This window comes from Sutterella faecalis, from assembly GCF_006337085.1.
Classification (GTDB): Bacteria; Pseudomonadota; Gammaproteobacteria; order Burkholderiales; family Burkholderiaceae_F; genus Sutterella; species Sutterella faecalis.
This window is the reverse complement of the sequence record NZ_CP040882.1, coordinates 1,793,015-1,813,284: the sequence shown is the minus strand read 5'-3', so window position 1 is coordinate 1,813,284 and position 20,270 is coordinate 1,793,015. Positions and strand designations below refer to the sequence as shown.

Sequence of the window (20,270 nt, the reverse complement as noted above, 5' to 3'; positions counted from 1 at the left end):
GCCGGGAGCACCTGCATGCTCGCCGGCTTGTTCCAGAGCTGCGCTTTCAGATGGGAAACCCATGCTGAAAGCGTTCTCCAGAGTGTTACTTGGTTTCCTGACGGATCAGCCAGTCGAAGGCGCCGAGCGCCGCGGTGGCTCCGCCGCCAAGTGCAATGACGACCTGCTTATAGGGAACGGCCGTGCAGTCGCCGCCGGCGAAAATGCCTTCCGCAGAAGCGGCGCCGTGCGCGTCGACCACGATTTCGCCCCACTTGGTGAGCTCAACCGTGCCCTTGAGGAAGTCCGTATTGGGCACAAGACCAATCTGCACGAAGCAGCCAGCGGCCGAAACCGTACGCAGTTCGCCCGTGGCGCGCTCGCGGTAGGTGACGCCGGTCAGCACCGTGCCGTCGCCTTCGAGCTTCTCAATGTCGAGGTTGTAGACGATCTTGGCGTTCGAAGTGGATTCAAGACGCTTCACGAGAACTTCGTCCGCAGTGAGCTTGCCGCCGCGCTGCAGCAGCGTGACGGAGCGGCAGAGCGCGGCAAGGTCAATCGCCGCCTCAACGCCGGAATTGCCGCCGCCTACAACGACAACGTCCTTGCCCTTGAAGAGAGGACCGTCGCAGTGCGGGCAGTAGGCGACGCCGTGGCCCTGGTATTCCTTTTCACCCGGAACGCCGAGCTGGCGCCAGCGGGCGCCGGAGCAGACGATAACGGCTTTGGTCTGGAGCTTCGCGCCGCTCGAAAGTTCGACTTCCCAGTATTCGCCGTTCTTTTCGAGCTTCACAACGCGTTCGAGCGCCATCACGTCGACGCCGTAATGGTTGACGTGCTCCATGAAGCGGTTGCCGAGCGCAACGCCGTCCGTCATCAGGATGGACGTGAAGTTTTCGATCGAAGAGGTTTCATTCACCTGTCCGCCCGGGCGTTCGCAGACGACGCCGGTGCGAAGGCCCTTGCGGGCGGCATAAATCGCAGCAGTGGCGCCCGCGGGGCCGGCGCCGACGACGAGAATGTCGAAGGGCGCCTTGGCGGAGAGCTTCTCGGCCTGAGCCTTGACGAAGCCTTCGTCAAGCTTGGCGACGATTTCGCCGAGCTCGTGACGGCCGGAAATGAAGGGAGCGCCGTTCAGATAGACGGTCGGCACGGCCATGATGTGGCGGGCCTTCACTTCGTCCTGGAAAAGCGCGCCGTCAATCACAGTGACGGAAACGTTCGGATTCAGGATCGCCATCAGGTTGAGCGCCTGCACAACGTCGGGGCAGTTATGGCACGAGAGAGACATGTAGATCTCGAAGTCGTACTTGCCCTTGAGGCTGCGGACGCGCTCAAGAAGGTCCGGATCCTCTTTGCTCGGATAGCCGCTCGCCTGAAGCATGGCGAGGATGAAGGACGAGAATTCATGGCCCATCGGGAGCGCGGCAAAGCGCACGCCCATTTTTTCACCGGTGCGGCTTACCGTGAAGCTCGGACGGCGAACCTGGGCGCTGACGTCTTCGGTGGCAAGAGTGATCTTGCCCGAAACCGAGGCGACATCCTTCAGGAGGGATTGAATCTGGCCGGATTCGGAAGAACCATCCGGAGCAATGGTGAGCGTGATCGGGCCGGTGAGACGGTCAAGATAGCCCTTGACCTGCTGGAGAGCGGAGGCATCAAGCATTTTTATCGGACTCTGACAAATCAGAAAAATGAGGGATATTAAAAAAGGCCGCGGCATTGCCGCGGCCTTTCTTCAGCGGCCGGAGGCGAATTAGGCCTGCTGAATTTGTCTATTCGCTTCAGTCAGCGATTAGATCTTACCCACGAGGTCGAAGGACGGGGTGAGCGTTTCCTTGCCGGGACGCCACTTGGCCGGGCAGACCTGGCCGGGGTTCTTTTCGACGTACTGAGCGGCTTCGACCTTGCGGAGGAGCTCGGCAGCGTCGCGGCCGATGCCGCCGTCATGGTGTTCCATGACAACGATCTTGCCGGCGGGGTTGATGACGAACGTGCCGCGTTCAGCAAGGCCGTCCTTCTCAATCATGACGTCGAAGTTGCGGGCGAGGACGCCGGCCTTGTCGCCGAGCATCGGGAACTGCACCTTGCCGACCGCTTCGGAGGATTCGTGCCAGGCCTTGTGCGTGAAGTGCGTATCGGTGGAGACAGAGTAGATCTCAACGCCGAGCTTCTTGAAGTCTTCGTAGTGTTCAGCGAGGTCTTCGAGTTCCGTCGGGCAGACGAACGTGAAGTCGGCCGGATAGAAGAAGACGACGGACCAGTGGCCCTTCAGGTCAGCATCGGTGACCTTTTTGAAGGCGCCGTTGTGATAAGCCTCGGTTTCGAACGGGAGGATTTCAGTCGTAAGAAGAGACATTTGAAATTCCTTAGTGAAGTGGAATTGAACGTGATGGTTGGTACTGTAGCGATAATTTATTGACTTGTAAAACTTAAAAAGTAAAAACTATTGTCAGAGTGCGTCAATTGTTTCTCTCAGCGCAAACGATCAAACTGCTTGCGGATATTGGGCGCGAGCCGTTCAAGGGCGTCAAGCGTCGTGAAGATGGAGGCGCGGCCGCGCTGAGAGAGTTCGCGAAAGCGCGAAAGAAGTTCGTTTTCCTCCGCGATGACGAGATGTCGTTCGGCCGTCAGGATGTAGAGCACATCGAAGCCGCAGGCCGCAAGTCGAGGCATGCGCCAGATGCCGGGGTCGGCGTCTCCCGATTCGAAGCGTTCGTAGGCTTCGAGCGGAACGCCGAGGAGCTGCGCAATCTGACGGGGCTGGTAGCCGAGACGCACGCGTTCGGAGCGCAGTCTTGCACCGGTTTCCTGTCTTTTTTTCGTGGAGGTCGTTGCCATGAGTTTGAGTGCTGAGAAGCTCCGTTCATTGTGAAGCGGAGATGAAAAAAAAGGCCCCGTAAAGGAGCCGCTTTTTATCTTCAGATGTAACTGAAAGCTGAGGCTTCGCGCGCTTTAGACATTGAAGAGGAAGTTCATGACATCACCGTCCTTGACGATGTAGTCCTTGCCTTCCGCACGCATCTTGCCAGCTTCCTGGGCGCCTTTTTCGCCATTGTAGGCGATGTAGTCGTCAAAACTGATTGTCTGGGCGCGGATGAAGCCGCGCTCAAAGTCCGTGTGAATGACGCCGGCAGCCTGAGGTGCCGTGTCGCCCTTGTGAATGGTCCAGGCGCGGACTTCCTTCACGCCTGCAGTGAAGTAGGTCTGAAGGCCGAGAAGGTCGTAAGCAGCGCGGATGACGCGGTCGAGACCAGGCTCGTGCATGCCCATGTCCTCAAGGAACATCTGCTTGTCGGCGTCGTCCAGGTCGGCAATGTCAGCTTCCGTCTTGGCGCAGACGGCAACCACCGGAGCATTTTCCTTGGCGGCATATTCCTTGACGGCATCAAGAAGGGGATTGCCCTCAAAGCCGTGCTCCTCGACGTTGGCGACGTACATCGTCGGCTTCATCGTGAGAAGGAAAAGCTGACGGATGACGACCTTCTCTTCATCGGTAAGCGGCACGGAGCGTGCAGGGAGTCCTTCGTTGAGCACGGGCTGGAGCTTTTCGAGAACCTGCACGAGCTTGAGGGCTTCCTTGTCGCCGCCCGAACGGGCCTGCTTTGAATAGCGGTTGAGCGCCTTTTCAACAGCCGCGAGGTCAGCAAGCGCGAGTTCGGTGTTGATGACGCTGATGTCGTTGAGCGGGTTGACTTCACCGGCAACGTGCACGATGTTGTCGTCATTGAAGCAGCGCACGATGTGCGCGATGGCGTCGCATTCGCGGATGTTGGCGAGGAACTGGTTGCCGAGGCCTTCGCCCTTGCTTGCGCCTGCAACGAGGCCGGCGATATCGACGAATTCCACCGCAGCAGGAACAATGCGCTGCGGATGATCGATTTCCGCGAGCTTCTTCAAGCGCGGATCGGGAACTTCAACGATGCCTACGTTGGGTTCAATCGTGCAGAAGGGATAGTTTTCCGCCGCGATGCCGGCCTTCGTAAGCGCGTTGAAGATGGTGGACTTGCCGACGTTGGGCAGGCCGACGATGCCGCATTTCAGACCCATGGTGTTTACTCTTCTTTTCTGGTGGGAGTCATCCGAGCTCCGGAAGCTGTACCGGAGGGGGACTCATTTTAAAGGTTAATCGGATTCGGGGAGCGCCCTTGCGACAGTTCGGGAGAAAGACTCCAGCTCATCTTCCGAAAAGAGGGCAATGCCTGCGCCTGCAAGGAGCTCGGCGGTAATGCCGCGTCCCGGAATCAGCGTTCGCGAGAACGTTCCGTCATAGATTGAACGCGTGCCGCAGGACGGGCTTTTTGCCTTAAGAAGCGCGAATTTCGCCCCGTTCGTTTCTGCGCTCTGGAGCGCGAGCTGTGCACCGAGGCAGTATTCGCGGGTGCAGTCCCGGCCTTCCTTCGTGCAAACGCGTCCTTTGCCCGCGAGGACATCGGCGGCGGTTGCACCGGGTTCGAGCTCGCAGGGTGTCCGCGGAAGCGGAAGTCCGCCTTCCACTTCCGGACAGACGGGAATCCAGTTGACTTCAGGAATTTCTCCGAGCAGAGGGAGAATGGAGGGCTTCGCTTTGCCGTCGTAACGGCAGGCGAAGCCGAGAAGGCACCGGCTGACCAGCACCGGGATCGCGCTCATGGCGTCTCAGCTGCCCTTGGCAGGCTTCGCAGGCGCACCATATTTTGCGATGGCGCGATGAGCCTTTTCCATTTCGCCTTCAGCCCAAAGTTCCGCCGTGGGGAGCGCTGCGTCGACGCAGGTACGGATCGCTTCCGCGTGCTCGGCGGACGGAGAGGAAAGGACGAAATCAAAGACCTGCTGCGCCAGCCCGAGAGAGCGCGGATGCCCGATGCCGAGGCGCAGACGCCAGAAGTTGGGCGTGCCGAGCTGCTGGGTGATCGACTTCAGGCCGTTATGACCGGCATTTCCGCCGCCCTGCTTGATGCGCATGCATCCCGGCATGAGATCCATTTCGTCATGAACAACGAGAATCTCCTCGGGCTTGATCTTGTAGTAGTTCGCGACCGCAGAGACGCTTTCTCCCGAGCTATTCATGAAAGTGAGCGGCTTCAGGAGCCAGACTTCTTCTCCGGCGATGCGTGCGCGGGCAATTTCACCCTTGAATTTGGGCTCATTGCGAAATGTTCCGCCGTTCTTGTCGGCGAGGGCATCGAGAAAGCGAAAGCCAGCGTTGTGTCGTGTTCTCTCATACTCGGGCCCGGGATTGCCGAGCCCGACGATGAGACGAATGGGAGTGTTTGCCATGTCAGCAAAAAATCTCAGAACAAATGAATAAAGCCGTTTGAGGGAGAGAATCAACGGCGGGGACCGCGGTCATCGTCGTCAAAGCGGCTGTAGCGATCGTCGCCGCGGGGCGCCCAGCGGCTGTCGTCATAGCGGGGCTGACGGGGACGGTCGTCGTAATTGCGTCCGCGCGGACGGCGTTCGTAATTCTGACTGCCTTCCTCGTTCCTGCGGCCGCCGTTGTCAAGACGAACCGTTACCGGAGCGCCCTTGAAGCGGACGCCCTGGAGCGCTTCGATCACGTCGTTTGCCACATCCGAATCCACATCGGCGAGGGTAAAGCGTTCGAAGATGTCAATTGCGCCGATCACGCGCGAGCTCACATTGGCCTCATTGGCGATGGCGCCGACGATGTCTCCCGGACGGATGCCGACCATGCGGCCGGCTCCGATGAAGAGACGCGTCTTGCCGGGTTCGGGCTCAGACGGTTCGCGACGCGGACGATCGGCACGCGGACTGCGGCGGCGGTCGCCCTCATCGCGCGGTTCACGGCGTTCACGGGCGGCGAAGGCCGGAATTTCCATTTCATCCTCGGCTGCGCCTTCATTTTCAAAGGCGTAGCGGACAGCTGCCGCAGCGACATCCATCGGATCGTGCTCTTCGCAGAGCGACTCGACAATGACGCGGTAGCGGTCAAGGTTCCCTTCCGTGAGGAGTTCCTCAATGGCGCCGCGCGTTACTTCAAGGCGCTTCGCCTGGACGTCGGTAGCCGAAGGTACCGTGCGAATCTCAATCTTCGAACGCGTGAAGCGCTCGAGCGCGCGGAGCTGACGGTGTTCGCGCGGCTCGATAATCGTGATTGCCGTACCGGTGCGGCCCGCACGGCCTGTGCGGCCAATGCGGTGGACGTAAGTTTCAAAGGAAGCCGGAATGCCGAAATTAATGACGTGCGTGAGATTTTCAAGATCGATGCCGCGGGCAGCAACATCGGTAGCCACAATGGCGTCAAGCTGGCCGGCACGGGCACGGCGCATCACGCGGTCGCGGGTCGGCTGATCAAGGCCGCCATGAAGCGCCTCGACGCTGTAGCCGCGCACGCGCAGGGCTTCGGTAAGTTCGTCCACTTCGTTGCGGGTGCGCGCGAAGATGATGGCGAGTTCCGGATCTTCAAGGTCAAGAATGCGGCCGAGCGCTGCGGTACGGTAGTTGCGCGGAACCACATAGGCGATTTGCGGCACACGGGGGGCTTCTCCTTCAGGCGTTTCCTCGCGGGCGATGGAAATGCGTTCAGGATTCTCAAGATGCTCGTCGGCAATTTTGGCGATCCGCGGAGGGAGCGTAGCGGAAAAGAGCGCCGTCTGAACATGGCCCGGGAGTGCCTCAAAGATGGCGTCAAGCTCGTCGGCAAAACCGAGGTCGAGCATTTCGTCCGCTTCATCAAGCACGATGGCCTGGATGCTTTCGAGGTTCAGCGTTCCGCGGTTGATGTGGTCTAGAGCGCGGCCCGGCGTGGCAACGACAACATGCGTGCCGCGCTTGAGTGCGCGGATCTGGCGGCCGTATTCCTGTCCGCCGTAAATGGGCGTAACCACGATGCCGGCATCGCGACCGTAGCTGTGGAAGGATTCGGAGACCTGGAGGCAGAGTTCGCGGGTCGGCGTGAGAACGAGAATGACCGGTTCGCCCGGCTCATGCCCCAGCGCCCAGCGTTCGATCAGAGGGAGCGCAAAGGCGGCGGTTTTGCCCGTGCCGGTAGCGGCCTGGCCGAGAACATCCGAACCCTTGAGAATCGCCGGAATGGCGGCTTCCTGAATAGGCGTGGGCTCTTCAAAGCCAAGAGTAGAAAGAGAGGAGACGAGCTGGGGCGAGAGGCCGAGTTCGGCAAATGTAGCCATGATTTTTGAGATTTGGTGTAGGAGATGGCGCTGAACGGCCTCGCACATCAGGTCTCGAAAGTCATGGAGAATGAGGCGGACAGCAGGAGAAAAGTCTTTGGCAAAGCGCGGCCGGAATGAAATGGGGAGAGATGAGTTCCCCGAGCCAGCTTCGCAATTCGAAAGTTTAGAAAAATATAAAGGCCCGCCCCGGCAAATTTGTCGAGCGGGCCCTTAAGTGTAAATCAGGCTGTGAGAGCCGGATTACTTGGCGGCATCAGCGGCGGGAGCGGCGGCGGCAGCGTCAGCGGCCGGGGCAGCAGCGTCAGCAGCCGGAGCAGTGACGACTTCTTCAACCGGCGTAATGACGGAGGCGACAACGCTGTCAGTGACAACGCGAACGCCGGCCGGGACCACGAGTTCGGTGGAGTGCAGCGTCATGCCGTCTTCCATCTTCGAGAGGTCGACCTCAATGAATTCCGGAAGATCGCGCGGCAGGCAGGCCACTTCGACGTAGGAAACGGTGTGCGAAATGATGCACTTCGAAACCTTGACGGCCGGGCTGATTTCTTCGCCCGAGAAGTGCAGCGGCACGCGCATCGTGACTTCCTGATCCGGCATGATGCGCTGGAAGTCGATGTGCATGACCTGCGGCTTGTAGGGATGCATCTGGAAGGCGCGCAGAACAACGAGCTGCTCGACGCCGTCAAGCTCCATCGTCAGGATCGAAGCGTGGAACTTTTCCTTGCGAAGGGCAAAGAAGATCGGATTGTGTTCGAGCTCGATCGGCGCAGCGGGCTGGTTGCCGCCGTAGACGATGCCCGGCAGCTTGTCCGCACGACGCAGACGGCGGCTCGCACCCGTACCTTGCGCCTTGCGCGTGGTGGCGATGACTTTCATTGGTAACTCCTCAGGAGTGATTAATTTAGAAAAAAGCGCGGCGGGAATCGCGACCAACTCCGCGCCGCATTGCTTATTACTCCGCGAACAGGCTGCTCACGGAGGCTTCGCGCGCGATGCGCGAGAGGGTTTCGCCGATGATGGCCGCACAGGAAACCTGGCGGATCTTCGGGCAAGCCTGGGCGGCAGGCGAGAGCGGAATGGTATCCGTCACAACCAGTTCGTCCAGAGCGGAATTGGTAATGCGATCGATCGCGGCGCCCGAGAGCACCGGATGCGTGATGTAGGCCACAACGCCGAGCGCACCGCGTTCCTTGAGGGCTCCGGCTGCATTGCAGAGCGTGCCGGCAGTGTCGACGATGTCGTCGGTGATGATGCAGGTGCGGCCCTTCACATCGCCGATGATGTTCATGATCTCAGCAACATTGGCGCGAGGACGGCGCTTGTCGATGATGGCGAGATCGGACTCGATGGCCTTTGCCATGGCGCGTGCGCGAACAACGCCGCCGACGTCGGGCGAGACCACGATGGGGTTCTCGAGGTGACGGGCGTGAAGGTCGGCAAGGAGCACCGGCGTGGCGTAAATGTTGTCGACGGGAATGTCGAAGAAGCCCTGAATCTGGTCAGCATGCAGGTCCATCGTAAGGACATGGTCAACGCCGGCAGACTGCAGCATGTTGGCGACAACCTTCGCCGAGATGGCAACGCGGGCCGAACGCGGACGGCGGTCCTGACGGGCGTAGCCGTAGTAAGGAATCGCAGCCGTGATGCGGCGGGCAGAAGCGCGCTTGAGCGCATCCACCATGATCAGCAGCTCCATCAGATTGTCGTTCGTCGGAGCACAGGTGCTCTGCAGAACGAAGACGTCCTTGCCGCGGACCGTGTCCAGCAGCTGAACGCTGACCTCGCCGTCGCTGAAGCGGGCAACCGACGCGCGGCCGAGGGGAATGTGGAGATATTCGGTGACGGCCTGGGCAAGCTTGGGATTGGCATTGCCTGCAAAGACCATCATGCTTTCCGGCACCATGGGGACCATGATTTCTGCTCTCACTTGGGGTTGGGTTGAGACTGGCGAGGGTGTCCGCCAGGGCGCTCCGTCGAGCCATCAGTTTTCTGATGAACCCGGGGATCTGGCAGGGGTGGAAGGAATCGAACCTTCGGTAGCCGGAATCAAAATCCGGTGCCTTACCGCTTGGCTACACCCCTGTGCTTTCTTCTTCGGCACTGCGCGTCCACGCGCAGAGCGGATGCTCGGGGAGACTGCGAACGCTGAAGAAACGCCAGTCAACAGGGATGCGTTCCATCAGAGATGCAGGTTCGGCCGAACCGGTCCTGTTCAGTGCGAAGACAGCGCTTCCGGAGCCGGTCATGCGGGCTTCGCCGAAGGGCGCAAGCGCGTCCAGGGCTTGAAGGATCGCAGGCTCAAGACCGACTGCAGTTTTCTGCAGGTCATTATGTCCGGGGAGCTCAGGCCAGCGGTTCCGGAGAAAGTCGGAAAAGATGGCTATTTTCAAGGATTCACTATCCCTTGTCAAGGAAGGTGAAGAGAAAATTTTCGCAGTGGAAACACCGCGTCCAGGCCAGAGGACAGCGTATTCGGCGGGAGGGACATCCATCGGCGTAATGATTTCTCCGATACCTTCAACAAAAGCGTTTTTTCCTCTGATGAAGAAAGGAATATCGGCGCCGAGCGCTTCACCTATCCGGGCGAGCTCCTCTCGAGGAAGGTCAAGTCCCCAGAGACGATTGAGCGCAATAAGGGTCGTGGCGGCGTCGGAACTTCCGCCGCCCATGCCGGCGCCAGCCGGAATGTGCTTTTTGACGTGAATTTCTGCCCCTGCCTGCGGTTTGTTTGCAGCTTTTCGAAGCGCGTCTGCAGCACGAACGCAGAGGTCGTTCTCAGCCTCGCACTCCAGATCTCCCGTGCGTACGATGGCGCCGTCATCCCGCAGGCTGAAGTCGAGCTCGTCGGCGAGATCAATCAGAATGAAGATGGATTCAAGAAGGTGCTTCCCGTCGGCACGGCGGCCGATCACATGAAGGAAAAGATTAAGCTTTGCCGGCGCGGGGAGACCGATGAACTTGCGCGGCGCCTGAGAAGCAGCGGGCATCAGAGAGCCTCATCGATGAAAAGCGTGACCTGAAGGGCGTTTGGGGAACCGTGTTCGATGCGAAGGCGCTGAGGGGCGCCGTTCGGGAACCTTGAAAGGATGCGGCATTGCCAGGTCTGGGATGAGAGATCCCGGGCTTCAGCCCCGTTTCTGAGGAGAGAAAGAAGGTCGTGAACCGGGAGCGAGAACCCAAGGAGCGAGTCCATGAGCGCTTCAAGGTTTTTGCCCCTGACGCCGGGATCCGAGAGACTCTTCATGAAAATGGCTCCCCCGGAAGTTTCCTCAATGCGGGCAAGGATGCCCGAAAGCGGAGTGAGGAGATCGAGCCGCAGGAGTCCCGGGGCGTCGGTGAGTTCAAAGCGTCCGGAAAGGTTTTCTTTTTCGCTTCGGAGTGCGAAGCGTCCCTTCCACGTACGCGCATTGGCGAGCGGTGAGGCGCACCCGGCAGCAAGAAGCGCTGCAGCGATTGCGGAAAGGATGAGGCGCCGCTTCATCATTCCTTGGCCTCAGGAAGAGAGGAAAGCTTGAGAGAGAGGCGGTCAGCGAGGGCCTTAGCCTCGGACGCGCTGGTGCGCGACGCGTAATCCGCAAGCATTCTTTGCGCTTCCGCAGTGCGTCCGTCGCGCGCAAGGATTTCTACCAGATGGGCGGATACCTCAGCGTCCCAGAGGCGCTTAAGGGATGCGCTCGTAAATTCCGCGGCAGCCTTGAGACGGCCTTCCCGGAAGCAGAGCCATCCCATCGAATCGAGGATGAAGGGGTTGAGGGGTTCTGCCTTGTAGGCACGCTCGAGAAGCTCCCGGGCCTCTTTGAGATTGCGGTTGCCGTCCGCCCAAAGGTATCCGAGGGCGTTGAGCGCTTCAACATGATTGGGGCTGAGCTTGATAAGCGCTTCGAGGTGCTTCTCTGCTGCGGCCGTATTCCCGGATTCCTCCTCCACCATGGCGGCGTCGTAGAGAACGCCAGGTTCTGACGGGAGTTTTTCGACGGCTTCATTGATGAGCTTTATTGCTTCATCCCGGCGATCGAGTTCAAGGAGGAGCTTCGTTTCGGCTGAATAAAGGGCAGCGGCATCAAGGGGCAGCGTCTTTCGGGCGTTTCGGAGAACGAGGAGCGCCTCATCGTTCCTGCCCGTGTCTGTGAGGGCAAGCGCCTCGCGGATCCGAGCCTGAAGCGCAAAAGGCCCGCCCTGAAGCTCATGAAAATATTCAGCAGCGCGCTCGGGGGCTTTCTGCATGAGTGCGGCGTTGCCCATCTGAAGCCAAACTTCAAGACGCGAGAGATCGATTTCTTCGCTTTCCTCCTTCAGGAGCTCGACATAGCGCAGAAGGAATTTTTCTGTGCGGGCGGCATCATTAAGGTCGGCGGCGAGCTGCCCGGCATTGAGTGCAATGCGGGCATCCTTAGTGCCCTTCTTCATGGCGCGGTCGAGCGTGGCGAGCGCTTGTGCTCGTTCGCCGAGGCGCTGCTCGACGCGGCCAGAAATCAACAGCACAAGACTGTCGTCGGGGTGGCGCTTGAGATATTGACGTAAGAGCGAACGCGTTTTTGCCGTATCGGCAGGCCAGCAGATGTCGGCCGCGCGCCCGAGCAGTTCAGGGTCGTCGGGGGCCTGGCGGATGGCTCCCTCGGCACGCGTACAGGCGAGATTCAGCTTTCCGGAGCGCGAAAGAAGCTGCGCATAGCCGATGCCGATGTCGGCGCGCTTCGGGTAGCGGGCCGCATAGGGGGCTAGCGCATCGCTGAGTTTCTGGAGCCCGGCACCGGGTTTGGCCGTATGGCCGAGTACGTCGAGAAGACGCTCAACCCAGTCACCCTTCTTCTCATCATCCGGAGAGAGCGCTTTTTCCATTTTGGCGAGCGTTTCCACGATTCTCTGCTGATCATTCCGTTCAACGGCATCAGCCAGTATCGTCTGAAGGGCTTTTTCGGATTTGGGGTCAAGGCGCAGCCAGAGCTGCGCCGCTTCGAGCGCTTTCCCCGGTTGCCGGCTGGCTACTGCCGCCTGCCAGGCGAGTTCGGCGATTTCAGGGTTGTGCTCTTTTTGGGCTGCATCCATCCAGGCGGCATAAGCAAAGTCCGGATCATTACGATGGATGGCGACGCCCGCGGCAATAAGTTCGAAAAGCGTGCGGTCTGGCATGGAGACGGCAGGATGTCCTGCCGGCATGCCGGGCATGGCGTGCGTTGCAGTCATGGCGGCGGCAAGAACTGCGGCGGGGAGTGAACTGAATCTGCCGGTGGGCATGGTGCGTCCTTTTGTAATTCTTTCGGAGTGGCCGGCAGGATCCGGGAGTGCCGGCATAAGTCGGATCATTGTATCTGCCGAGGCGTCGTCGGTACCTTATGCCGTTCGGGGCGCGAAAGTCTCAAGGTGTTTCTTCGGATTGCATGAGAGAATGTGCGCCCCAATATTCCCCCAGGATCCCTTCATGAAACAGACGACCTTTTCCCGCACGCTTGTTGAATGGCAGCGCTCATGCGGCAGACGCACGCTGCCGTGGCAGGCTTTTGATACCCCCTATGAACGGCTTGTATCCGAAGTCATGCTGCAGCAGACGCAGGTAGCCACGGTGATCCCTTATTACGAGAGGTTTCTGAAAAGATTCCCGACGGTGGAATCGCTCGCAGAAGCTCCTGAAGAGGAGCTCATGCGGCTTTGGGCCGGACTCGGCTATTACGCCCGGGCAAGGAATCTGCAGCGCGCTGCCGCGCATGTCGTATCCAATCTTAGAGGAAAGTTTCCGACACGCGTGAAGGGTCTGCTGACGCTTCCGGGCGTTGGCCCCTCAACGGCAGCGGCCGTAGCGGCCTTTACGAGTCATGAGGCGAGGTTCCCGATGATTGACGGCAACGTCAAGCGAGTCTGTGCAAGGATTCGGATGATTCCCGGTCGGGTAGGTCAAAAGACCTTTGAAAAAAAGGTCCGGCAATGCGCGAAGGCGCTGATGCCCGGAAGCGACCTGATTGCGGACTATACGCAGGGGCTCATGGATCTCGGAAGCCAGATTTGCCGCAAACGAAATCCAAAATGCACGTTGTGCCCGGTTCGGACTTTGTGCCGGGCCGCGGATGCTAATCCGGAGGATTTCCCAAAGCCCAAGAAATCTCTCGAGAAAAAAGAGCGGCATCTGCTTCTTGGATTTGCTGTTTCTGCTGAAGGACTTTGGCTGCGCCCGAACAGCGACTCAATCTGGCGTGGGCTTTGGGTGCCCTGCGTGCGGGAAATTCCTGCTGAGGAGTCGAAGGGGCTGTTATTCCCTTCGGATTTTGGTCTTGATGCCGAGTGGAAGACGGTTTGCCTGGGGAATTCCCAGCGAGAGCTCACGCATCAGCGGCTTTTCATTCAGGCCGCTGCGTTTATTTCGCGTGAGGGAGCGTTGAAGGCCGAAGGCTACAGCGCATTTCTCCCCGGGCGGGATGAAATGCCCGGGATGCCAACTCCGGTGCGGACGCTTGCAAAGGCCGCGCTCCAGGTTGCCGGCTACTCCGTCTGAAGCTTGGCTTCCGCAGGCGTGGCCGCTTCCACCGCACGGTGGCGGACAATCGTGCCCGCACGCTTGGCAAAGTGCCGGCCCAGCGCTTCTGCAACATAAACGGAGCGGTGCTGACCGCCCGTGCAGCCGATGCAAACCGTAAGGTAGTGGCGGTTCTGCGCGGTGTAATGCGGCAGCCACTTTTCAATGAAGCGCGCGATGTCGGCAATCATTTCTCCGACAAGAGGCTGCCCGGCCAGATAGTCGGCTACGGGCTTGTCCATGCCGGTGAGGGGCCGCAGTTCCGGGAGGTAGTAGGGGTTCGGCAGGCACCTTACGTCAAAGACAAGGTCTGAGGCGAAGGGCAGGCCCCGCTTGTAGCCGAAGGATTCAAAGGTGAGCGTCAGTTTGGCGGAGGGCGCTCCGATGAACTGCTGCACCCAGCGGCGAAGCTGCGACGGCAGGAGACGGCTCGTATCCATCACGTGAGCGATCTGCGCAACGGGGGCGAGCAGCGCCCGCTCGAGCCGGATGGCTTCCTGGAGCGTCAGTTCCTGGTCGAGGTGTTCCGCATGCGTGCTCAAAGGATGTCGGCGGCGCGTTTCTGAAAAGCGCCGGATGAGTTCCTCATTCGAAGCGGTGAGAAAGAGCACGCGCATGTCAAAGCCCTCGCGCTTCAATTCCTCAAACGCTTCGAGCGCCTTGTCGAAAGTCGCATGCGAGCGTGCGTCGATCGCCACGGCCGCAGCACGCGTTCCGCTCGCGGCCAGGCTTTTTGCAACGGGGAGGAGAAATTCGCCCGGCAGATTGTCGATGCAGTAAAAGCCGCTGTCTTCAAGCTGCCGCACGGCAATCGACTTGCCGCCGCCGGAGAGTCCCGTGACGATGATGAGCTGCATGATGGTGCCTCACGCTTCAGGAGTTGAGAGATCGCCTTCGTTTTATCAGGAATGACAGGCTTGGAGGAGGTTTTGCTCAGGATAATTTTTCGGATTCTGATGCGGGCGACCACTGCGAGAGTATTTCAAGGAAGCTCATCGCATCGGGCGCCCTGAGCAGCGCTTCGCGGGTTTTCTCGTCGCCGAAGATGCCGGCGGTTTCCCTGAGAAGCGCGAGATGGTCTCCTGGATTCTTTGCGGGCACAAGAATCGCGAAAAAGAGCTGAACGCCCTGATTGTCCGGAGCGGACACCTTGAGGGGGGCGAGCGTTCGCAGGAAAACAATGGCCGGACTTTCCAGTTCGGCGAGTCTGCCGTGCGGCACGGCGCACCCGTGACCCACTGCAGTCGAGCCGATTCGTTCGCGCTCCATGAGAGCGGCGAATGCCTCATCGTGAGGCACGCCGTAAGCTCGTTCAAAAGCAAGCGAGGCTTCCTCAAAGAGTCGTTTTTGGCTGGAGAGATTGAGGTCAAGCCTGACGGATTCAAGCTTGAGATAGGGTGTGAGAAGAGTCATTCAGAGAGAACAGAAGTCTTGTCCCTGCGCAGGCGGGCCGTTGGGATGCCTTCAAGATCACGGTACTTCGCTACAGTGCGGCGCGTGATGTCAAAGCCTTCGGCGCGAAGTAGATCTGTAAGCGCCTGATCGGAAAGCCGCTTTTCAGGATTTTCCTGGGCGATAAGCTCAGAGATGCGTGCGCGGATGCGCAGAGGCGTAACGGAGGCGCTGAGCCCTTCGGCATCAACGGCCTGTACCGCTGGAAGAAGAAAGAGGCTGCGAAGCTCAAATGTGCCGAGCGGGCACTGGAAATACTTCCCGGACACCGCGCGGGAAACGGTTGAATCAGAGAGTCCGAGTGCGGCGGCAGCCTCGCCGATGGTAAGCGGCAGCAATGCCGCGCGGCCTTTTTCAAAAAAAGCCTGCTGGCGTTCGGTCGCAAATTCAGCCGCTCGAAGCAGAGTGGTCTGTCGTGCTTCTATACCGGAAATGAGGCGCCGCGCTTCCGTAAGGTACCGCCCGAATGGCGTGGATTCATCCACTGCAATGGTCTGTGCCATGGCGGAAAGCCGAAGTCCCGGCTGGGCCCCGGGATTAAGAAAGGCCCGCCAATGACCGCTCTCGCGCCTGATCGTGATGTCGGCGATGACGTACTGAGTGGCTTCGCTCGCATAGTTGGCGGCCGGATGCGGGTTGAGGGTTTTGAGAAGCGAAAGCGCTGCATCAAGCTTCTTGCTGTCGCCCCCGGCTGCTGCGAGGAGCGCCTTGCTGTCATCGGCCGCAATCTCCTTCAGGTGCTTCAGAATGAGTTCGATAAGGAGTTCGCCGGTGTCTTTTTGAACGGAGCCTGATTCCATGCGGCGGCGGACCTGCAGCGCGAGACTTTCTGCAGGGGATGAGGCGCCGACGCCGGGCGGATCGAAGGTCTGCAGCAGCGCCAGCGCCTTCTGCCAGGCATTCAGCGGTGCGGAAACGATTCTTTTAAGACTTTCAGCAGTTTCTGCCAACGACTGCGGCAGAAATCCGGAGTCGTCAAGCTCCTCAATAAGCGAGATGACGAGCTCATGCGTCAGTTCGTCTGTGCTGAGGGAATTCAGTTCGGCGATGAGATCGTCGCGCAGCGATGACTGCGCGGCAACACGCTCCACCGCCGGAGTCTCGTCAGCGTGGTCAGCGCCGGAGCCCGACCAGCCGGAATAAATGTTTTCGAGCGGACCGCGATCTTCGGGGAAAGGCGTCTCATCTTCGCCGCGAACCGCTTCGCTTTCCTCGTGCAGTGACGGAGCGGATTCGGTTTCCGCTGCCTCTTCCTGCGCTTCACGCTCAAGAAGCGGATTTTCCTCTGCAGCAAGGTCGGCTTCGGCCAAAAGTTCGAGCGCATTCATGCGCAGCAGCCTGAGCGCGTACTGCTGCTGCGGAGCGAGCGTCTGCTGCTGAGCGAGCTGGGCGGCGAGAGAAGCGGAAATGCTCGGCGACATGGCTCACCCTACATGCTGAAGTTGTCGCCAAGGTAGAAGGCGCGCACGTCGGGGTTGTTGATGATCGATTTCGGTTCGCCGGAAGCGAGAACGCGGCCTTCGTTGATGATGTACGCGTGGTCGCAGATGGCAAGGGTTTCACGCACGTTGTGGTCCGTGATGAGAACGCCGATATTGCGGTCCCGCAGGAAGCGCACAATGCGCTGAATTTCAATCACGGCAATCGGGTCGACGCCGGCAAAGGGTTCATCGAGCAGAATGAAGCGCGGATTTGCGGCGAGCGCGCGGGCGATTTCCGTACGGCGTCGTTCGCCGCCTGAAAGGGAGAGCGCCGGATTCGTGCGGATGTGCTTGATCTGAAGCTCGTCGAGGAGCTTCTCAAGCCGCTCCTCGACCTCATAGGAGGAGAGCGGCCGCCCTTCATCGTTGAGCTGCATCTCCAGAATGGCACGAATGTTGTCTTCGACCGTCAGTTTTCTAAAGACGCTTGCTTCCTGTGGCAGATAGGAGAGCCCCATGCGGGCGCGGCGATAGATCGGCTGGTGAATGATCGACTTGCCGTCGAGTTCAATTGCGCCATCGTCGGCAACGACCAGACCTACCACCATGTAAAAGGTGGTGGTCTTGCCGGCGCCGTTGGGACCAAGAAGTCCGACGACTTCGCCCGACTTCACGGAAAGATCCACGCCCTTGACGACCTGGCGGGAGCCGTAGTGCTTCTTGAGGCCTTTGGCTACCAGCGTGTGCTTGACGGCATCGGCACTCTGAAGATTTTCAGTTGCTTCCATGGGAATTCAAGACGGAGAAGAGTATGGGATCAGGGTCTGGCGGGTGTGGAAAGCGAGGGAGCGCTTTGAAGCTGTGCGCCTTCGCGCTGAGCCGGCTGAGCGTTCTTCGTGCGGGGCGCAATGATGGTGGTCACGCGCTCGCGCTGGCCGCTTTCCGACTTGACGCCGCCCTCAACAACAGAGCGGGCGTTCCTCATGTCGTAGACAATGCGTTCACCCTGGGTCATGTCTTTTTCAACACCGTTTTCCGAACGTGAGAGCCTTGCGCCGCCCGTGAGCGTCACCTTGTCGGTCTCTTCGTCGTAAACGATGCGCTTCGCTTCCGCATGCATCCATTCATCCACCGGGTTCTTGGCGTCCGGATCGCGCTGCTGGCGAAAGCGTGCGGGCGCACCTGTGATGGTCGCCTGCCGATAGCCCTTCGGCGTAATTCTGAGCTCGAGAACATCGCCCGTGAGGCGCATGGAGCCCTGGTCGACCACAACGGCGCCGCTGTAGACGGCAGTCTGCTTCACTTCGTCGCCGTTGAACTGGTCGGCGTGAACCTCGATCTGCTGCTCTCGGTCGGATTGCAGCGCCCAGGCGCCGGAAGCAATGCTGGCGGCGATGGCGGCGATGAGAAGCTTCTTCATGAAGAAAGACTCCGTTGATGGCCTCTGGATGGCTGAGGCGGGGAAATGGGTGTCAGGAATAAGGCAGGATTGTCCGGACTTCAGGGAGCATCAGTCGAAAGACTTTTCGGCTGAAGAATCGTCGTAACGTGATTCCGGAGTTCAATTGTTCGGGCCACATTATCGTATATTGCACCGCCCTCAGATTCGGTCGTATTGTCGCCGCGGCGCATGAAGACGGGGTCGTTCGTCTCAAAGCGGAGCGTATCGAGCCATGCCCGCAGGAAATTGGTGCGGAAGTAAAGCTCGGGTTCCGTTCCCCAGGGTTCGCGCGTTACTTCGACATTCCCGGAAAATTCCACCGTCTCCATGCCGTCGTTGCTCCAGAGCTCATCGGCACGGGCGCTTGCAACCGCTTCGCCCGGAGCGAGCGAGAGCACCAGCGCTTTTTCAGCGTGCATCCGCTCATCGGAGAAATGCTGAAGATTTTCTGAGAAAGCCTTGTATTTCGGCTGGCCCGTTTCGTCGAAATCCGTAAGCGAGACATTGCGGGCGAGAAAATCAGGGCTCTTGTCGCTCGGAATGTATTTCAGTCCGGCAATTTCGGACTGTACGGAATACCAGTAGCTCAAAAGCACCAGGCCGAAGAGGATGACGGAGCCGACGATGGCGGTGATGCGCTCGCGGAAGATGAGACGGCGGTGAGCCATGCGCTTACTCCTGAGAAAGGAACTGCTTGTCGATGAGTTCCTCCCAGCGTCCCTGGGCCTGAAGAATCTTTTCAGCGAGGTCGCGCACGGCTCCCCGTCCGCCCTCATGCGGGGCGCGCCAGTGGATGTAGGGGTCAAGTTCGCTGCTGCCGTCCCAGGGCGTTGCTGCAAAGCCGACTGTTCTGAGGCAGGGAAGGTCGGGGAGGTCGTCGCCCATGTAGGCGCAGTTTTCCGGTTTGAGCCCGGCCGCCTCAAGCATCTTCCTGAGGGTGGGGAGCTTTTTGAGCTTTCCCTGCTCGACCTTTGTCATTCCCAGTTCATCGGCACGATAGGAGACGATTCCTGAAGTGCGGCCCGTAAGGATCGCAACTTCAATGCCGGCAGCCTGCAGCAGCTTGATGCCGAGGCCGTCGCGGACATGAAACTTTTTGGCAAGTTCTCCCTTGTCGGTAAAGACGAGCGAGCCGTCCGTGAGGACGCCGTCCACGTCGAGAACGACGATGCGGATCTCTCTGAGGCGTTCAAGATTTGAAGTCATCAGATCACCTTTGCGTCCATGAGGTCGTGCATGTGAAGCGCGCCCAGAAGTTTGCCGTCGGCATCCACCACGAGAAGCTGATTGCACTGATGGGCTTCAAGCGCTTTTACGGCGGATGCGGCAAGTTCGTCGGGGCCAATGGTGTGCGGGTTGGGCGTCATGACGTCCCGCATGACGAGATTGCGGACGTCGCCCACCTTTTCAATGAGACGGCGCAGGTCGCCTTCCGTGAAGATCCCGATCACGTGATCGTCAGCGTCGACCACGGCCGTCATGCCGATGTGCTTGGCTGTGATTTCGCGAATGGCGTCGAGAAGCCGGATATCCGCCGTGACGCGCGGAACTGCAGCGCCCTGGCGCATGATGTCCCGGACATGAATGAGAAGCCGGCGGCCAAGCGCGCCGCCCGGATGGCTTCTCGCAAAATCTTCCTTGCTGAAGCCCTTGGCCGAGAGGCAGGCAACCGCGAGGGCGTCCCCGAGCGCAAGCGTCACGGTAGTGGACGATGTCGGCGCAAGATTGAGGGGACAGGCTTCACGTTCAACGTGGCAGTTGATGTGCAGATCGGCGTGCTTGGCGAGCGTTGAATTCGGGTTCCCGGTCATTGCGATGAGGGTTGCCCCCTCGCGCTTCAGGATCGGGACGATCATGAGAAGTTCCTGCGTCTCGCCCGAGTAGGAGATGCCGAGCACGATGTCGTCGCTCGTGATCATGCCGAGATCGCCGTGGGCGGCTTCGCCCGCATGAACGAAAAAGGCCGGCGTTCCGGTTGACGCAAAGGTGGCGGCAAGCTTGCGGCCGATGTGGCCGGATTTGCCTACGCCCGAAACGACGAGGCGGCCGCGGCATCCGAGAACGGCCTTCACGGCCAGTGCAAAGTCCGGCGTGTCGCCAAGGCGCTTGGCTGCGGCAAGAATGGCGTCGGCCTCATGCGCAAGGACATCGCGGCCGAGGCGGACGGCAGCTTCAGCGTCGTAATGCGTTTCGATCATGGCTCTTAAGCTCCAGAATTTAGGGCAACTTTCTATTTTAAAAGAAAAACGCTCCATCGATTCCGGCGCATTCTGCCGGAACCAGACGGAGCGTCCGGAAATCCCTGAATTTCTTTATGCAGGAGTTTTTCTGTAAAG

Annotated in this window: 22 protein-coding genes and 1 tRNA gene; 2 read left to right on the top strand and 21 right to left on the bottom strand. The window is 59.7% G+C overall.

The genetic code is table 11. The features are described from left to right. Positions 1-85 precede the first annotated feature (85 nt). The 13 genes from ahpF to FG381_RS07410 all read right to left on the bottom strand — a co-directional run bounded on the left by ahpF (position 86) and on the right by FG381_RS07410 (position 12,350). Entirely contained in the window at positions 86-1,645 is a 1,560-nt protein-coding gene (ahpF, locus tag FG381_RS07470; RefSeq protein WP_139688236.1) for an alkyl hydroperoxide reductase subunit F, read from the bottom strand. Positions 1,646-1,774: 129 nt separating this feature from the next. Continuing rightward, positions 1,775-2,338 (bottom strand): alkyl hydroperoxide reductase subunit C, encoded by a 564-nt coding sequence (gene ahpC, locus FG381_RS07465; RefSeq protein ID WP_139688235.1) that lies wholly within the window; start codon positions 2,336-2,338, stop codon positions 1,775-1,777. Between the two features lie 116 nt (positions 2,339-2,454). Next, positions 2,455-2,820 carry a helix-turn-helix domain-containing protein gene (locus FG381_RS07460; RefSeq protein WP_139688234.1) on the bottom strand — a complete coding sequence of 122 codons (366 nt, stop codon included), beginning with the start codon at positions 2,818-2,820 and terminating at the stop codon, positions 2,455-2,457. A gap of 114 nt (positions 2,821-2,934) precedes the next feature. Beyond that, the gene (ychF, locus tag FG381_RS07455; protein WP_139688233.1) at positions 2,935-4,029 is read right to left on the bottom strand and encodes a redox-regulated ATPase YchF; all 1,095 of its coding nucleotides are present in this window, start codon (positions 4,027-4,029) and stop codon (positions 2,935-2,937) included. Between the two features lie 75 nt (positions 4,030-4,104). Next, the gene (locus FG381_RS07450; RefSeq protein WP_139688232.1) at positions 4,105-4,611 is read right to left on the bottom strand and encodes a DUF523 domain-containing protein; all 507 of its coding nucleotides are present in this window, start codon (positions 4,609-4,611) and stop codon (positions 4,105-4,107) included. 6 nt (positions 4,612-4,617) lie between these two features. After that, a complete protein-coding gene (gene pth, locus FG381_RS07445; protein WP_139688231.1) occupies positions 4,618-5,238 on the bottom strand; it encodes an aminoacyl-tRNA hydrolase in 621 nt (206 codons plus the stop codon). A 50-nt stretch (positions 5,239-5,288) separates the two neighbouring features. Further along, entirely contained in the window at positions 5,289-7,112 is a 1,824-nt protein-coding gene (locus FG381_RS07440; RefSeq protein ID WP_139688230.1) for a DEAD/DEAH box helicase, read from the bottom strand. Positions 7,113-7,355: 243 nt separating this feature from the next. Beyond that, positions 7,356-7,991 carry a 50S ribosomal protein L25/general stress protein Ctc gene (locus FG381_RS07435; protein ID WP_139688229.1) on the bottom strand — a complete coding sequence of 212 codons (636 nt, stop codon included), beginning with the start codon at positions 7,989-7,991 and terminating at the stop codon, positions 7,356-7,358. Positions 7,992-8,067: 76 nt separating this feature from the next. Beyond that, entirely contained in the window at positions 8,068-9,018 is a 951-nt protein-coding gene (locus FG381_RS07430; protein WP_165697890.1) for a ribose-phosphate pyrophosphokinase, read from the bottom strand. Between the two features lie 104 nt (positions 9,019-9,122). Further along, positions 9,123-9,197 (bottom strand) — tRNA-Gln (locus tag FG381_RS07425). Beyond that, positions 9,188-10,102, bottom strand: coding sequence for a 4-(cytidine 5'-diphospho)-2-C-methyl-D-erythritol kinase (ispE, locus tag FG381_RS07420; RefSeq protein WP_139688227.1), 915 nt, complete (start codon positions 10,100-10,102; stop codon positions 9,188-9,190). Before ispE ends, FG381_RS07425 begins: the two co-directional genes overlap by 10 nt. Then, positions 10,102-10,599: a lipoprotein insertase outer membrane protein LolB gene (locus FG381_RS07415; protein ID WP_139688226.1), complete on the bottom strand. Its 498-nt coding sequence runs from the start codon at positions 10,597-10,599 to the stop codon at positions 10,102-10,104. The genes ispE and FG381_RS07415 overlap by 1 nt, the downstream gene beginning before the upstream one ends. Further along, the gene (locus tag FG381_RS07410; protein WP_139688225.1) at positions 10,596-12,350 is read right to left on the bottom strand and encodes a tetratricopeptide repeat protein; all 1,755 of its coding nucleotides are present in this window, start codon (positions 12,348-12,350) and stop codon (positions 10,596-10,598) included. The genes FG381_RS07415 and FG381_RS07410 overlap by 4 nt, the downstream gene beginning before the upstream one ends. Positions 12,351-12,534: 184 nt before the next feature. Here FG381_RS07410 and mutY point away from each other — a divergent pair, with 184 nt between their 5' ends. Beyond that, a complete protein-coding gene (gene mutY / locus FG381_RS07405) occupies positions 12,535-13,599 on the top strand; it encodes an A/G-specific adenine glycosylase (RefSeq protein ID WP_139688224.1) in 1,065 nt (354 codons plus the stop codon). Here mutY and rapZ read toward each other — a convergent pair. The 8 genes from rapZ to FG381_RS07365 form a co-directional block, all read right to left on the bottom strand. Then, positions 13,587-14,477, bottom strand: a complete 891-nt coding sequence (rapZ, locus tag FG381_RS07400) for an RNase adapter RapZ (RefSeq protein ID WP_139688223.1) — start codon at positions 14,475-14,477, stop codon at positions 13,587-13,589. The two genes, mutY and rapZ, sit on opposite strands and share 13 nt — an antisense overlap. A 76-nt stretch (positions 14,478-14,553) precedes the next feature. Continuing rightward, positions 14,554-15,033, bottom strand: coding sequence for a PTS sugar transporter subunit IIA (locus tag FG381_RS07395; protein WP_139688222.1), 480 nt, complete (start codon positions 15,031-15,033; stop codon positions 14,554-14,556). Next, positions 15,030-16,493, bottom strand: coding sequence for an RNA polymerase factor sigma-54 (gene rpoN, locus FG381_RS07390; protein ID WP_139688221.1), 1,464 nt, complete (start codon positions 16,491-16,493; stop codon positions 15,030-15,032). The genes FG381_RS07395 and rpoN overlap by 4 nt, the downstream gene beginning before the upstream one ends. Before the next feature lie 8 nt (positions 16,494-16,501). After that, a complete protein-coding gene (gene lptB / locus FG381_RS07385) occupies positions 16,502-17,281 on the bottom strand; it encodes an LPS export ABC transporter ATP-binding protein (protein ID WP_139688220.1) in 780 nt (259 codons plus the stop codon). A 29-nt stretch (positions 17,282-17,310) separates the two neighbouring features. Next, the gene (lptA, locus tag FG381_RS07380; RefSeq protein WP_139688219.1) at positions 17,311-17,913 is read right to left on the bottom strand and encodes a lipopolysaccharide transport periplasmic protein LptA; all 603 of its coding nucleotides are present in this window, start codon (positions 17,911-17,913) and stop codon (positions 17,311-17,313) included. 80 nt (positions 17,914-17,993) lie between these two features. Next, positions 17,994-18,602 carry an LPS export ABC transporter periplasmic protein LptC gene (lptC, locus tag FG381_RS07375; RefSeq protein WP_139688218.1) on the bottom strand — a complete coding sequence of 203 codons (609 nt, stop codon included), beginning with the start codon at positions 18,600-18,602 and terminating at the stop codon, positions 17,994-17,996. 4 nt (positions 18,603-18,606) lie between these two features. Further along, on the bottom strand, positions 18,607-19,140 hold the full coding sequence (locus FG381_RS07370) for a KdsC family phosphatase (protein WP_139688217.1): 534 nt from the start codon (positions 19,138-19,140) through the stop codon (positions 18,607-18,609). Then, positions 19,140-20,132, bottom strand: coding sequence for a KpsF/GutQ family sugar-phosphate isomerase (locus FG381_RS07365; RefSeq protein WP_139688216.1), 993 nt, complete (start codon positions 20,130-20,132; stop codon positions 19,140-19,142). The genes FG381_RS07370 and FG381_RS07365 overlap by 1 nt, the downstream gene beginning before the upstream one ends. On the opposite strand from FG381_RS07365, the gene FG381_RS12575 reads away from it, so the two are divergent. Continuing rightward, positions 20,131-20,268 carry a hypothetical protein gene (locus FG381_RS12575; RefSeq protein ID WP_165697853.1) on the top strand — a complete coding sequence of 46 codons (138 nt, stop codon included), beginning with the start codon at positions 20,131-20,133 and terminating at the stop codon, positions 20,266-20,268. The two genes, FG381_RS07365 and FG381_RS12575, sit on opposite strands and share 2 nt — an antisense overlap. Positions 20,269-20,270 lie beyond the last annotated feature (2 nt).